The organism is Capnocytophaga ochracea DSM 7271, from assembly GCF_000023285.1.
Taxonomy (GTDB): Bacteria; Bacteroidota; Bacteroidia; order Flavobacteriales; family Flavobacteriaceae; genus Capnocytophaga; species Capnocytophaga ochracea.
Window position 1 is genome coordinate 1,014,573 of record NC_013162.1, and the last position, 13,553, is coordinate 1,028,125.

The 13,553-nt window shown below is 38.3% G+C and carries 17 protein-coding genes and 1 pseudogene; 15 read left to right on the top strand and 3 right to left on the bottom strand.

All coding sequences use genetic code 11. From position 1 onward, the window contains the following. Positions 1-246 precede the first annotated feature (246 nt). Positions 247-393: a phosphinothricin acetyltransferase gene (locus COCH_RS12655; protein ID WP_081432967.1), complete on the top strand. Its 147-nt coding sequence runs from the start codon at positions 247-249 to the stop codon at positions 391-393. A gap of 91 nt (positions 394-484) precedes the next feature. After that, positions 485-630 (top strand): annotated as a pseudogene (locus COCH_RS12660) (phosphinothricin acetyltransferase). Between the two features lie 355 nt (positions 631-985). Here the strand turns inward: COCH_RS12660 and COCH_RS04275 are convergent. Next, a complete protein-coding gene (locus COCH_RS04275; RefSeq protein ID WP_015782082.1) occupies positions 986-2,278 on the bottom strand; it encodes an MFS transporter in 1,293 nt (430 codons plus the stop codon). Between the two features lie 603 nt (positions 2,279-2,881). Here COCH_RS04275 and COCH_RS04280 point away from each other — a divergent pair. Beyond that, complete coding sequence (locus COCH_RS04280) at positions 2,882-4,171, top strand: tyrosine-type recombinase/integrase (protein ID WP_015782083.1); 1,290 nt, start codon at positions 2,882-2,884, stop codon at positions 4,169-4,171. A 13-nt stretch (positions 4,172-4,184) separates the two neighbouring features. Here COCH_RS04280 and COCH_RS04285 read toward each other — a convergent pair whose 3' ends face one another. Both COCH_RS04285 and COCH_RS04290 read right to left on the bottom strand, forming a co-directional pair. Continuing rightward, a complete protein-coding gene (locus COCH_RS04285) occupies positions 4,185-4,457 on the bottom strand; it encodes a helix-turn-helix domain-containing protein (RefSeq protein ID WP_015782084.1) in 273 nt (90 codons plus the stop codon). Between the two features lie 119 nt (positions 4,458-4,576). Beyond that, positions 4,577-4,789: a hypothetical protein gene (locus COCH_RS04290; protein ID WP_015782085.1), complete on the bottom strand. Its 213-nt coding sequence runs from the start codon at positions 4,787-4,789 to the stop codon at positions 4,577-4,579. 704 nt (positions 4,790-5,493) lie between these two features. On the opposite strand from COCH_RS04290, the gene COCH_RS04300 reads away from it, so the two are divergent. The 12 genes from COCH_RS04300 to COCH_RS04350 all read left to right on the top strand — a co-directional run bounded on the left by COCH_RS04300 (position 5,494) and on the right by COCH_RS04350 (position 13,513). After that, positions 5,494-6,549: a hypothetical protein gene (locus COCH_RS04300; RefSeq protein WP_015782087.1), complete on the top strand. Its 1,056-nt coding sequence runs from the start codon at positions 5,494-5,496 to the stop codon at positions 6,547-6,549. 25 nt (positions 6,550-6,574) lie between these two features. Next, positions 6,575-7,651 (top strand): hypothetical protein, encoded by a 1,077-nt coding sequence (locus COCH_RS04305; protein ID WP_015782088.1) that lies wholly within the window; start codon positions 6,575-6,577, stop codon positions 7,649-7,651. Between the two features lie 73 nt (positions 7,652-7,724). Further along, on the top strand, positions 7,725-8,294 hold the full coding sequence (locus tag COCH_RS04310; protein WP_015782089.1) for a hypothetical protein: 570 nt from the start codon (positions 7,725-7,727) through the stop codon (positions 8,292-8,294). 20 nt (positions 8,295-8,314) lie between these two features. Beyond that, the gene (locus COCH_RS04315) at positions 8,315-8,773 is read left to right on the top strand and encodes a hypothetical protein (RefSeq protein ID WP_015782090.1); all 459 of its coding nucleotides are present in this window, start codon (positions 8,315-8,317) and stop codon (positions 8,771-8,773) included. Positions 8,774-8,796: 23 nt separating this feature from the next. After that, the gene (locus tag COCH_RS04320; RefSeq protein WP_015782091.1) at positions 8,797-9,966 is read left to right on the top strand and encodes a hypothetical protein; all 1,170 of its coding nucleotides are present in this window, start codon (positions 8,797-8,799) and stop codon (positions 9,964-9,966) included. Further along, positions 9,963-10,487: a DUF6712 family protein gene (locus COCH_RS04325; protein ID WP_015782092.1), complete on the top strand. Its 525-nt coding sequence runs from the start codon at positions 9,963-9,965 to the stop codon at positions 10,485-10,487. The genes COCH_RS04320 and COCH_RS04325 overlap by 4 nt, the downstream gene beginning before the upstream one ends. Next, entirely contained in the window at positions 10,484-11,440 is a 957-nt protein-coding gene (locus COCH_RS04330) for a hypothetical protein (RefSeq protein WP_015782093.1), read from the top strand. The genes COCH_RS04325 and COCH_RS04330 overlap by 4 nt, the downstream gene beginning before the upstream one ends. Positions 11,441-11,452: 12 nt before the next feature. Continuing rightward, positions 11,453-11,728 carry a hypothetical protein gene (locus tag COCH_RS04335; protein ID WP_015782094.1) on the top strand — a complete coding sequence of 92 codons (276 nt, stop codon included), beginning with the start codon at positions 11,453-11,455 and terminating at the stop codon, positions 11,726-11,728. After that, entirely contained in the window at positions 11,721-12,335 is a 615-nt protein-coding gene (locus tag COCH_RS04340; RefSeq protein WP_015782095.1) for a hypothetical protein, read from the top strand. The genes COCH_RS04335 and COCH_RS04340 overlap by 8 nt, the downstream gene beginning before the upstream one ends. Further along, positions 12,332-12,844 carry a glycoside hydrolase family 73 protein gene (locus COCH_RS04345; protein WP_041546679.1) on the top strand — a complete coding sequence of 171 codons (513 nt, stop codon included), beginning with the start codon at positions 12,332-12,334 and terminating at the stop codon, positions 12,842-12,844. The genes COCH_RS04340 and COCH_RS04345 overlap by 4 nt, the downstream gene beginning before the upstream one ends. After that, positions 12,828-12,983: an Acb2/Tad1 domain-containing protein gene (locus COCH_RS12165; RefSeq protein ID WP_015782096.1), complete on the top strand. Its 156-nt coding sequence runs from the start codon at positions 12,828-12,830 to the stop codon at positions 12,981-12,983. Before COCH_RS04345 ends, COCH_RS12165 begins: the two co-directional genes overlap by 17 nt. Before the next feature lie 2 nt (positions 12,984-12,985). Continuing rightward, positions 12,986-13,513: a hypothetical protein gene (locus COCH_RS04350; RefSeq protein ID WP_015782097.1), complete on the top strand. Its 528-nt coding sequence runs from the start codon at positions 12,986-12,988 to the stop codon at positions 13,511-13,513. Positions 13,514-13,553 lie beyond the last annotated feature (40 nt).

A 13,553-nucleotide genomic window follows, 5' to 3' on the forward strand; every position in this document is an offset into this window, starting at 1 on the left:
ATAGAGAGCTTATAGGAAGCTTATACGAATCTTGGACGATTGGTATAGAAAGGGTATATAAATGATTGATTAATAATATAATACAACAAGGCTAAAAATGGTAAAAAGAGGGTTTCGAGACGAAAGAAAGAGGAAGAGGTGATAGGCCTTAGGCCATAGGCAATAGGGGGAGTATGATGGAAAAAATAATGAAACATCCCCCTTTACACATACCCAGCTGTCGCTGGCTACCTTCAAAGGGGGAATTTGTGGCGAGTCATTTATTCGGTAAGCCCCCGAACCCCCGAAGGGGGACAAGCTGGAAAAGGAGACAAACCTCCCCCTTCTCACATACTCCGCTATCGTGGTGCACATACCCAGCTGTCGCTGGCTACCTTCGAAGGGGGAATGTGATGACGGAGAAGGAAAGAAATGACGAATGACGAGAGGCGAATGACGAAGGAAATGTGATGAAAATCTCTTGCTGGCTATCTTCAAAAGGGGAATGTGGCGAGTCATTTATTCGGTAAGCCCCCGAACCCCCGAAGGGGGACAAGCTGGAAAAGGAGACAAACCTCCCCTTTACACATACTCCGCTATCGCGAGGCAGATACTCAGCTATCACTGGCTACCTTCGAAGGAGGAATGTGATGACGGAAAAGGAAAGAAATGACGAGGGGCGAATGACAAATGACGAAGGTAATGAGAGGTCGTAATACGAGACGCAGTATAACTTTGCCAAAGGTGTGAGCTACATAGGCAATTTAAAACTTTGGCAAAGTATTGTGACAAGGAAAGACAAAACGTATTTAACGCTACAATATTAAAAATGCTAATAATATTCAATCAATGGCAAATTGCGAATGACGGGCTTTGAGTGAAGATAGAATGAAGGGAAAATTTGCTGTATGAGAGAAGCTTGAAGAAATTTTAGGAGAGAAAATAGGAAAGACTGCCCCACTAAAAGTGGGAGCAGTCTTTCTTCTAACTTAGGGAAATTTGATTATTAATCTACGTTGATATCGGTATTTACATTTTTACTACCTACGAGGGCATAATACAAGAGGAATAGCAATGCTAATACGATTACCCAGTAACTTTGGATATAACCAAAAGCATCGGCAGCCCAACCTTGGATAGCTGGCAAAATACCACCCCCGCATACCATCGCCATAAAGATACCTGAGGCAGCGGCTGTATATTTACCCAAACCTTCGGTAGCGAGGTTAAAAATACCTCCCCACATTACTGAGGTACACAAGCCACAAAGAATGAGGAACATTATGCTTATTGGCACTTCGGCTAACCCAAAAGAAATATCAGATTTGAACACAGGCATATTTACCATTTGTGTTTCGGGTATTAATATAGCTAAGATAACAAAAAGAATTCCTAAGGAAGATACAAAAGTAAGCATTCCTTTGCTTGAAAACTTCGCTCCTAATGAACCTCCGGTAAGACGACCGATGAACATCAGGAACCAATAGGTACCTACTACTGAACCTGCAATAGTGGTATCTATTGCTAAGCCGTTCATTTCTGGACTACTGGTCATAAAAAGGTTTGCAATGTTGGGAATTCCTACTTCAATCCCTACGTAAAGGAAGATAGCTATCGCTCCTAATATAAAGTGGCGGAAAGATAGTGGACTGTGTTTATCGGTTACATCTTTTTGTTTTACCGCTGCGTGAGGTTCGGGTATTTGAATTAGGGCAAGTACAATAAATGCCAAAGCGAAGATACCCATTGCTAAGAAGAGGGCAGGGTTGGCATCGGCAATAGAAGTACCGGCACTGATAGTACCAATGAGGTACCCTACTAATACGGGCACGATAGTTGCCCCGATAGAGTTGATAGCGCCTCCGAATTGCAAGAGTTGGTTACCGCGTTTGCCACCACCACCGAGGGTGTTGAGCATTGGGTTTACTACCACGTTCAGCATACACATAGAGAAGCCTGAGATAAATGCCCCAGTGAGGTATACTCCAAAGCTACCCATATTACCTGAAAGGAAAGTAATACAAACGCCAACGAAGCCTACGGCAATAGCTGTTAAAGCAGTTTTCTTATAACCGATGCGTTGTAGCATTAGTCCTGCGGGAATCCCCATAAAGGCATAAGCGATAAAGTTGGCTAGGTTCCCCAATTGTGATTCGAGGTTGCTTGCCATAAATTGGTTTTTTACAATTACCCCGAAAGGGTTTTGTAAGCCCGTTACGAATGATATCATAAAGAATAAGGCGAACATCATCGCAATGGGTAATGCGTAACTTTTGTTTTGTTGATTTTGGTGTTCCATTATTTTTAGTTATTTATTATTTTAGAAAATAGGGAATAGGAGAAGGGAATTAGTTGTTAGAAATTACTTATTTCTCCTATTAACTACTGTATTTAGTAAATAGTGGGGCAAAAGTAAATAAAGAAAATATAAAACACAACAAAAACGAAAACTTTTTTAAGGTTTATTTATGAAATATATTAGATGTTAGGTGTTAGAAGTTAAAAATCAGAAAATTAAGAAATTAATAATAGGGACACGAGTTAAAAGCTCGCGCCAGTGGAATAAGAAAAAGAGGAAGAAAAATTAGAAAATGGAGGGAGGGTCGTAGCACGAAGGACAGTTGAAACTTTGCTAAAGTTTTGATACGGACGAGTCAGACTATTCGAATGTGTTCGATACCGATAGCTAAAGGCTTAAAGAATAAACATTAACAGCTAACGACTATTTTTCATTCAAACAGTTATATTAATCTATTTTGATTTCTTTAAAACGAAAAAATAAATAAAAAGCAACTTACACAAGGAACTTTGAAACGTTTTTAATTTTAAAAATGAAAAATATTTAAAATAAACTTACCACGATACTTACCCTTTTTGTATCTTTGCCGAAAATTATCGGATTATGTTTTTCTATCTCAAAGAGCCTAATGGCGACAAAGATACAATAATTATCATTCAGTATTACATTGTTGATGAAAAAAAATTGTTCAAGTATTCGACGGGTGAATATGTTCACCCTAACGATTGGGACTTTAACGCTCGTATGCCAAAGAGTCGCAAGGGTGCTGACGGGGTAAGGTTGCGAAAGATAGCCGCGCATATTATGCAGTATAACGACTTCCTTGTTACCCTCATTGATAATTACAAATTGAATGGTGAGAAGATAACAAGAGAAAAATTAAAGAACGCTTTTGACGCTAAATTCAAACCTGAGAGGGTAACTAATGGATTTGAGTACTTCACAGATTTTGCAAGTGATTTTGTTTCTTCTATTAAGGGAACGATTAATAAGAATACTGGCAAGGAATACAGTAAGGCTCGTGTTTACATTTACAACCAATCACGTAATGCTTTGATTAATTTTGAAAATTACTCTAACAAACGAATTAAAATTGATGAGTATAACGCTCAACTGAATGATGAGTTTGTAGCGTTTTGTATGAACGAAAAGAAGTACTCGGCTAATACAATAGGCGAATTGGTTTCGGGTATCAAGGTATTGTTAAGAAAGGCAAAAGAAAAGGGGTATACAATCGCTAACGATTTAGACAACTTCACTAAAACAAAGGAGGAAAGTGTATCAGTAGCACTATCAGAGAAAGAAATTGAAAGGTTGGTGGCGTTTGACTTTTCTAAGGATAAGAGGTTAGAGAATACACGAGATTTGATGATTTTAGGACTTTGGACGGGGTTACGTGTGTCGGATGTTATGGCACTGCCAGCAATTGACCCTGATAGTAAGTTTATTGAGGTTGAACCTCAGAAAACACATAATACTTCGGGGGCAAAGGTTGTAATACCACTTCATCACCATATTAAGGAAATGATAAGAAAGCGAGGAATGCCTACACCTTTGAACAGTGTAGTATTTAATAGCAATATTAAAGAAGTGTGCAGATTAGTAGGATTTAATGATATAGTGGAAGGCTCATTGATGAATCCAAAAACGAGAAGAAAGGAGCGAGGAGTATTCGAGAAATGGCAATTAATAAGTTCGCATACTTGTAGGCGTTCGTTTGCAACTAATTTATATCTGATGAATTTTCCAACACTTTCGATAATGAAGATAACAGGACACACAACGGAGGCGAGTTTTTTAAAGTATATCAAAGTAACGCCCAAAGAGCACGCTGAAAAGTTATTAGCACACTGGGAAGCGTATTATAAGGATAAAGAAAAAGCACCTAATTAGGTGCTTTTTTTAGTTACTTAAACGTTTCCAACGCTTCATCTACCTCGTGCCGTTTGTAGTATATACGCGCACCTATACTGTACGCTTTTAACTTCCCTTGCTTCGTCCAATGGTGCAAAGTACTCATATTAATATTGAGCATTTTTACCACCTCTTTGCGTGTTAGGTACTCCGTTGGTTCTTTTGGCTGAAAGTCTTTTGCAAACTCTCTAAATGCACATTTAATTGTTTCTTGAATGAGTTCTTTTAACTCTACGGGTGTGATTTGAATAAATTGAATATCCATTGTTATAATGTTTAATTGATTACGAATGCAAATGTATGTTAGGCGAAAATTAGGCTACGCCTAAAAACTACTTTTTTTAATATTTTGAGCCTTTTTGCGCCTTGCTCAGGGCGTGGGGGTTAGTTTTTTAACGAATGAACATCGTAACGAGCGCAAGTGTATTTTTCTTCAAGTTTTTCAAGTGCTTTGGGTGTTACAAAATAAACACCTTCTGTATATTCTGATTTTTTTATACCACGCCCTTTGAGTTCTAACTTGGTGCGTACTTCATAATTGTTATAACACCATTCGTAATATACTTGTATCTCTTGTTGTTTGTTTAATGCTTTCATACTATTAATGTGTTTAATGTTATTACTTGTTCTTATTGTTTGACGGTGCAAATATACGTAAGTATTTTTGAACCTGCAAATATTTTTACAAATATTTTTATGTATTTTTGCAAATATTTTTGTAGCATATTGTTTTTTAGCGATTTGTATTTTAATTTTGTAGTGTAAAAATAATTATATAATTTTGCAAAATCTAAATATATATATAAATATGAATGCAAATATTAAGATGTTATTCTTTTTGATTAAGAATGATAAGGTATTGATATGCGAGAGTAATTTAACAGAGTTTGTAACGTTACTTCCTGATGATATTAGGGAGTTGAGGGGTTATGATTATTTTCATAGGGAGTTTCAGAAGTCTAAATACTTTAAATTTAAGTACAATAAGGAGTATACTTTTCAGAAGATAGTATATAAGTAGGGTATTTTTGGGTAAAAGTTGGGTAAAAGTTGGGTAATAAAAAAAACACGCTTATTGAGGCGTGTTTTTTGTTTAATAATAACCTAAATATACAAAAAAACAAATGAATTTTCAATAGAAGAAAGCACACTATAAAAAGTGTGCTTTTTTGTGAATAATTAAATTAACAACAAATAAAACTACAACTGTAATGATGGGGCAAAGGTAATGAAATGTTTTATAACTCATTGCTAACACACATTAGCAACGTCGTGGGGTATGTTGTGCGTAATTTTGCCATATGGAAATTCGTTTTAGCACACATAATGAACAATTGACAGCCTCACAGATTGACGCTGAAAAAGGCGTTATCTATGGGGTAGCATTGGCTAATAAAGGGCTTAACAAGAATGGTTATTACTTCTCAGAAAGATTTCTAAACGAGTTAAAAGCATACGGAGAGAAGGAAGGTAAAATAAAATCTCGCTTTGAGCACCCTACTTTTGGCACTTCTAATTTTGGGTCACTAATAGGTTGGTTTAAGAATTTCAGAATTGAAAACGGCAATCTGTATGGTGATTTGTTTATCGCAGATGTGGCTAAGAAGACACAAGTAATGGGCAGGGGTATTTCGATTGCTGATTATGTTATTTCAATGGCTTCGGAGTGTCCGGATATGTTTGGCAATTCTGTATACGTATTCGCTGATGAGGTTGTAGAGGAGGTAACCGAAGGTGGAGAAACAAAACGATTTGCCGGACTATCTCTTGATTGGTGGGTGGCTTCTGACTTGGTAGACGTGCCCGCTGCGACGAATGGACTATTTTTTTCAAACAAAAGTAAAACAAAAAAAGTTGATTATATGAATATTTTAGAAAGAGTGAAGAAAGCGTTTGATTTCTCAATTAACAAGGCTTTTGACTTGGATTTGACACTTGCTAACGGTGACATTATTACCGTAGTTACTGAGGCTGAAAAGCCACAAGTGGGCGACAAAGTGAAGCAAAAGACTGACGGGGGAGAAGACGCCGAAAAACCGCTTGCCGATGGTGAGTATGTTTTGAAAGACGAGAGCACGCTGGTAGTGGAAGGCGGGGCTATTAAGGAAATTAAGGAGAAAGCGAGCGAGCCTAATCCTGACGAAGGCAACCAAGAGGAATTCGCCAAACAATTGGAGGAATGTTTTAGTTTGGTGGCTGAAAAAATTGACGCTTTGGCAAGCGAATTTGCTAAGATAAAATCGACGCAAAGTAGATTCTCAGCAGACGACAAAGGAGCAACAAGCAATGAATCCTCTGTGGGTGGAGACGGCTTGGATATGGACAAAATGCGTAAGCTTTTAGGGCGTACTAAGTAATTTTAACTATAAAAGAGAATAAAATATGGCAAATACGGCTTTTAAAGAGTTTCTTAAAGAAGCGGAAAGAAACAAGGAATACATCAAGAGAATAAAAGACTTGTTAGAAGAAGGACAATTTGGATTGCTTCCTTTGCAACAAATCTTTACCATTCGTGAGGGTATTGTGAAAGGTACTGAGTTTGGATACTATGCGCCAGTATCGAATGTAACTCACTTAGACGAGGGTTGCGGTAAGCCTTCTAAGCCACTTGATACACAAGTGCGCACTGGCTGGTTTGACCCTGTGCCATTAAAGGTGATTGTTTCCGATTGTTATTCAACATTGGAAAAGACATTCGACGCTTGGGTGGCTAAAACAGGAGCAGACCGTTTTAACATTGACGATTCAGATTATGTGGCGTTTTTGGTTTCACTAATCGAGGGTGGTATTTTGAACGACTTTAACAGATTCGTGTTCTTTGCAGACAAGAACCATTCGACAGTAGGAAGTGGAAGTGGTACACAAGTGCTTAAAGCGGGCTTGGACAAGGCTAACTTTAATGTGCTTAACGGATTGTTTTCTCAGTTTGAAGCAATGGTAGCAACTGCGCCCGAGAGAAAGATTACTATTGATGAGAATGCACAGGCAAATTATGCTGGACAGCGTGCTCTTGCAGATGATAGAGCATACAAAGTTCTCTGTCAATTGAAAGATATTGCAGGATTTAAGTCAGGAGCTTCACCTGTGTTTGTAATTACACAGAGCTTAGCAACCAACTTAACACGTTTTATGCGTAAAGAGTTCCGCAATGAGCAATCGTTTAAAATGGTTGAGGGCGGTTATATGGTGTCAGAGTTCGAAGGTGTACCTGTGGTTACCTCTGAATGGTTAGATGATATGATACGCTCTAACTTTGACGACGGCACTAAGTGGCACAATCCACACCGAGCCTTGTTACTTGATAAGAATGAGTGCCAAATTGCTATTGATAGTATGGGAGCGCTGAAAGATATAGGAGTTGAGTACTTAGGCGGTAAGTTTGAAGAAGTTTACTTGAAGGCTTCTTATCGTGCAGACTTCCAACGTGTGATTGGCAATACCGGAGCAATGGCGATTTAGTAATGATTAATGATAAATGGTTAATGTATGCTTAGCCATTTATCATTAACAATTAAACATTAAAAGAGAAATTATGGCAGAATGTATTAATGCGTTAAGTAAAGATTTGACCTTTGACTGTACCGACAAGGTAAAAGGTATTGAGAAGCGCATCTTGCTCATCAATAGAGCAGATATAGACTTCGCTGCAACCACAGTAGACGCTTCAAAAAACAAAATGAGTTCGCTTGTGCTCAAAGCGAGCAAAACAGGTTACTTCTTTGACAATTTCAAAGAAACACACATATCGGAGAGCATTAAACCAGAGATTTCAGATGATGATTTCAACGGATATAAGCACTCAATAGGTATTACTGTGTATGGCAAGAGTGCTGAGGAGTACGAGCAGATTGACCAATTTGTAAACGGTGCACAATTAGTTGCAGTAATTGAACACAAAGCCAAAGGAGAGAGCAGTTTTGACGTATTAGGCTTCTATGTAGGGTTAGAAGTAACAGAAGGTGAAGGACGCACTAATGGAGGTGCTTTCAAACTCACAATTTCGACACCTGCAAATCAGAAAGAGCCTAATGTGGCTTTGAAATGGCTTGAAACCGACTACGCAACCACTAAGAAGAAGTTTGACAAGAAACTTGCTGCATAGTGACAAAATAAATTGGTGAAATGGTTATTACAGATGAGAAATTGAATAAGTTGCTCATTGGGGGGTATGAAAAGGCGGTGAGCGAGGACAAAGATACGTTCATCGCCTTTTATGCTTACCTGTTTGACGACAACGACCCCTGTACGACTTGTGGCAATAAGTTGAAGGGGTATTGGAATAAGCTCGTTGATGAGGGCAAAGAAAAGTTAAGAATTAAAAATAATATTATTATGGCAAAAAAAGGTCAAAACACACAAGAAGAATTAGCTAATGAACAAGTAGGTAAGTTAGCGAATGACAAATGCGCATTCAAACTGCGTGAAGGCATTGGGTCGCTGGCAATGGACTTCGGTAGTAGTGAGTTGTTTAACAACGACACCATCACAGATGAAATTGCGGTACGATATCTCAAAATTAATAAGAATAGGATTGCGAACTTCGAAGTGTATCCTGAGAATTGGGAAGAGCTTATTAAGTAACAATTAGCAATTGATAATTAACAATGGCAAAGGTAACGGCAGTAGAATTAGCGAAAGAGCAGAGAAAGACAAATAGCGAGAAGTATAAGGGCTTCCCGTATTTGGCTAACGGTCATAATAACGACTACCCGACAATTATTGAGCAGTTGGTGGCAGGTTCACCAACCGCTCGTGCTTGTTCGGGCGTAATTGCTGATTTTATCTATGGACGAGGCTTTGCATTGGAAATTGAAAAGAGAGAGCAAGCAAGGTCGCAAGGGGTTCGATTTAGAAAAGATGAGTTGTTCGTCAATGATAAACGAGAGACCCCTAATGACTTGTTGAAGAAAGTAGCAAGAAGCATTGCAATACATAAGGGCGTATTTGTACACGTGAATTACAACGGATTTTATGAGAAAACAAGCGTACAAGTCTTGCCATACAAGAATTGCCGATTAGGAGCAAAAGACAGCGAGGACTATCGAGGTAAGGTGCTTGTATATAATGATTGGGATAAATTGACGGACTATAAGGATAGAGACAAGAATTTGGTTGCAATTGACCGATACGACCCTCGCCCCAAGGTGATAGAAGCGCAGGTAACCAAGGCAGGAGGCTGGGATAAGTATAAGGGGCAAGTGCTCTTCTTAAACCTTGACAGAAATGATACCTACCCGTTGGCGTGGGCTGATGTAGTAATGCGTGATTGTGAAAGTGAAAGTCTATCAAGTATATTTACCCGCAACGGATTTAAGAAAGGATTCTTTGGAACGTATGCCATTGTTACTCCAACAATGGAAAGTGAGGAAAAACGAGAGGATTTCAGGAATGAACTAAGAAAGAGCATAGGCGTTGAAGCAGAGCAGAGCGTTTTTCACTTTGAAACGGAAATGCAGGGCGATAAGTTGGAGGATAATGTACTGATAAAGGCTATCGAGAGTAATATCAAGGACGATACCTTTAAGTACGCTGACGAGAAGACTGCTAATAACATTCGCAAATCGTATGGTAATGTGCCTCCTGTGCTTATTGATTACGTGGAAGGGAAATTAGGCAATACATCGGGGGAAAGTTTGAAAGAGGCACGCCTTTTTATGCAGGAGCAAATGCAAGAAGAACGCCAAGATGTACAAGAGATGTTCGAGGAGCTTTTCGACGGATTCGCAAGGAATATATCGGTAAACGGACTTTTTGAAATTAGCAAATTAGTATGAAGTTATTAGTTAATAAGCAAGAATGTAGCAAGTATTTAAGCGTTTCACTATTCCGAAAGGAGGAAGAATTCAACCGCTTTATTAGAGAGGCGCAGATGTTTGACCTAAAAGAACTTGTATGTGAGGCATTTTACCAAGATTTGATGAGCGAAACGCCCGTGAGGGATTACTCTTTATTGCTTAATGGTGGCACTTATACCTTTGAGGGCAAAAAGTACGAATTTGCAGGTCTCAAAGCCGTATTAGCATACTTCACATACGCTCGATATGTCTTCACTGGGCACTATATTGATACCGCTATGGGATTGAAAGTGAAAGAAAATCAAGATGGTGATACAGTGAGCCAAGCGGAGCGGAGAGATGTGCGCACAATGTACAAGCAACAAGCGGACTTGCTATGGCAAGATTGTGTTTCGTACCTTGAAAGAAATGCCACACTATTCCCAGAATATAGATGTAATAGTGGCTGTGGGGATAACAACCGAATTAATAAACCAAGAATGAGAATGCAATTGATATGAGATGTATAGACAACATAAAGGATATAATTCTTGATTGTGATTATAAGCCAAAAAAGGGACTAAAACACAGAGTACTGGTAATACCTTACAAGGACATTGACAGGAGGTATACTACACTGAACGCTGACAAGACAGTAATTACTCACTTGCAACTGTTACCCAGCAAGCGAGGGTATTTGTTTGAATTAAACAATGCTTTTAAAGTAAGTGGCTCGCAAAAGTTTGGCGGAGGATTCACGCACGAGTTATCGATAAAGATAGACAAGGCGGATAGTGGTAATATTGCCACAATGAACGCACTAACAAAAGGCACTTATGTTCTTATTGTGGAGACAACCAGCAATACTTTTGAAGTATTAGGTTACGAGGCTGGTTTGGTAGTAAATTCTGTGCAAAGAGACTATGCGGGGAATGTAATAGGACTAACTTTTGCCACACCGAGTGATGTAAAGGAGTTGCGAATGGTAGCGTTGTGGGGAGAGGGTGATTATCTTACTATGAGCAAGAAGTTTGAGAGGAAGGCGTTCATAGGACGCAATTATGCATTAAATTCTAATACAAGCATTATAAGCGGATGGAAGAATATCAGAATTTCGCCCGACTTTAAAAAAGATGTTAAAAACGAAGAATACATCACACTTTCTTTCGATTTAATGTTTAAAAATCTAAAAACAAAAGGAAGGGTAATTATAGAATTTAATATAGTTTATACAGACGAAAGTGTACAATATATTAATGCAATTAAATGGGTTGATACCGATAGTATTATAGGCACTTCCTCTTCTGAAAGAGTTGTTAATATCAATAAGATAATTAACAAAGGGAAGGAGACAAAATATATCTCTGAATTAGGACTTCACATTCAATGTACAGCTGATGAAGTTAAATTATCTAATCCTAAGATAGAGTTAGGCAACAACCCTACCGATTGGGGTCCTGCTGATGAAGATTAAATAAAAAGAACTATGAATATATTTAAACAAAACTTAACAGGTCAAGACAAACTACTACACTCATTTTTTGGAAACATTATATTAGTGGTATCCTTCTTAGTGTTTGTCTTGTTTATGAAGTGGTGGGAGGCATTAGCATTTGCTTTTTTTGGGGTGCTGTGTATAGGGCTTTCCAAAGAGCTATTCGACAAGCAAGTAAAGCATACCTTTATTGATTGGTGGGACATAGTAGCAAGCATTACGCCTTACCCTATTGTGAAACGCATAAACAAGGAGGCTAATGGATAAATTTATAAAGTGGCTACTCAAAGCCAAGATAAAGATAGCGATATGGGCTACACCGTTGGTATTGCTCTTCTACTTTGATGATAAGATACATCTAAGAGATAGGGTGTACTATTTTTTTGTTGCCTTCTTTAAGAGCATTCCATTGCTGTTGTTGTACGCTTATTTTTCGACTGATAGAGAACAAAATGCTATATTTTATGCGAGCATAGGGGTTTTGTTACTCCTTGATATGTTAGCTGGTGCTTGGTATCACTTTAAGAAGGGAGATTTTGATTTTGTAGACCTCTTTAAAGGGACAATTACTAAGATGTTGCTTATTGCAATAGCCTTTATATCTTTATCGCTTTTAAATATACCATTAAGCAGGTCAGGGTGGGGTAATGCGTTTGAAATTACTATACAGATGATATCTTTATTGTACCCTGTTAAGGATATTGTAAAGAATGTTTTTGTGCTTTCAAAAGGTAAGTTTCCCCCAGAGTTCTTTATGAGAACCTTATACAATTACGAAAAGAGTGGAAAACTAAGGGAGTTTTACGAAAAGGTAAACAGTGGTATTATTCCTGAAGAATTAAACAATAACGACAAAACAGAAGAACAACAATGACACCGAAGGAATTTATAAAGCAGTACAAACCCTTTGCTCTTGAAACAGAGCGCAAAACAGGTATTTCTCATCTCTTTATTTTGGCGCAAGCTGCGTTAGAGAGCAGTTGGGGAAAGAATGTGCCAGGCAATATGTTTTTTGGGGTGAAAGCGGGAAAGGACACACCCGCTAACAAGAAGCAATTACTAACTACAACGGAGATATTAAGCGGCCCTAATTTAAAGCACTTGTTTCCGTTGGTTGTATCGGTGAAGATGTTACCGAGTGGTAAGTACAAGTACACAGTTAAAGATTGGTTTAGGAAGTACGACACGCCCGAAGAGTGCTTTACCGACCACGCACAATTCTTTTTCAAAAACAAACGATATGCTAAGGCGTTGTTAGTAAGAAGTGACCCGTACAAGTTCGCTGAGGAGGTGGCAAAGGCAGGGTATGCTACTGCTCCTAATTACGCAGATAGTTTAAAGAAGTTAATCAAAAAAATGGAAGAAAATGACAGCAGAATTTAAAGAATTAAAAAAGGAATTGGACAGCTTACTTGCAAAAGTAGAACAGTTGCCACGTACAAGAGAGTTATCACTTGTAATTACAAAATTAGAAGAGGGCACAATGTGGCTCGAAAAAGAAATCAGAAAACAAGAAAAGTAGTTATGAGTAGAATAGTAATGTTATTATTGGCGTTCATCACCTTGATAGGGTGCAGAACGCGCAAAGAGGTAACCAATACCGAGCAAAAGCAAGTCCAAAAAGAGCGTATTATAAAGTACAAGGATAGTACAGCACTTTTTCAGCAACACGAACAAACCTTGCAACTCGATACACACACCTCGCAAGAGTACGAGGTAACAGTAGAGAGCGATAAGGATAGCGTGGGTAACAGCAAGGAGCTTACATATACTCGCATTCGTGACGGCGACAATGAAACTATAAGGGTAAGAGGTGGAAAGGTGAAGATTACTACTAAAAGTAGCCTATCCAATAGCCAAACAGTGGCGAATACTACCCTTACAAGCACTATAAGCACAACTAATAATGAATTACGAAGTACAGAAAGTACGACGGCTTTTTCTCATAAAACAAAAGATGTGAAAGGAATTGTTAGCTGGTGGGTATGGCTATTGTTGGCACTACTGGCGGGTGTAATAGGTTGGAGAATGTGGAAGTGTTTTCATAAATAATTATTTTTAGTTGTTAAAAAAGAGCCTCGTGTAATTGCTA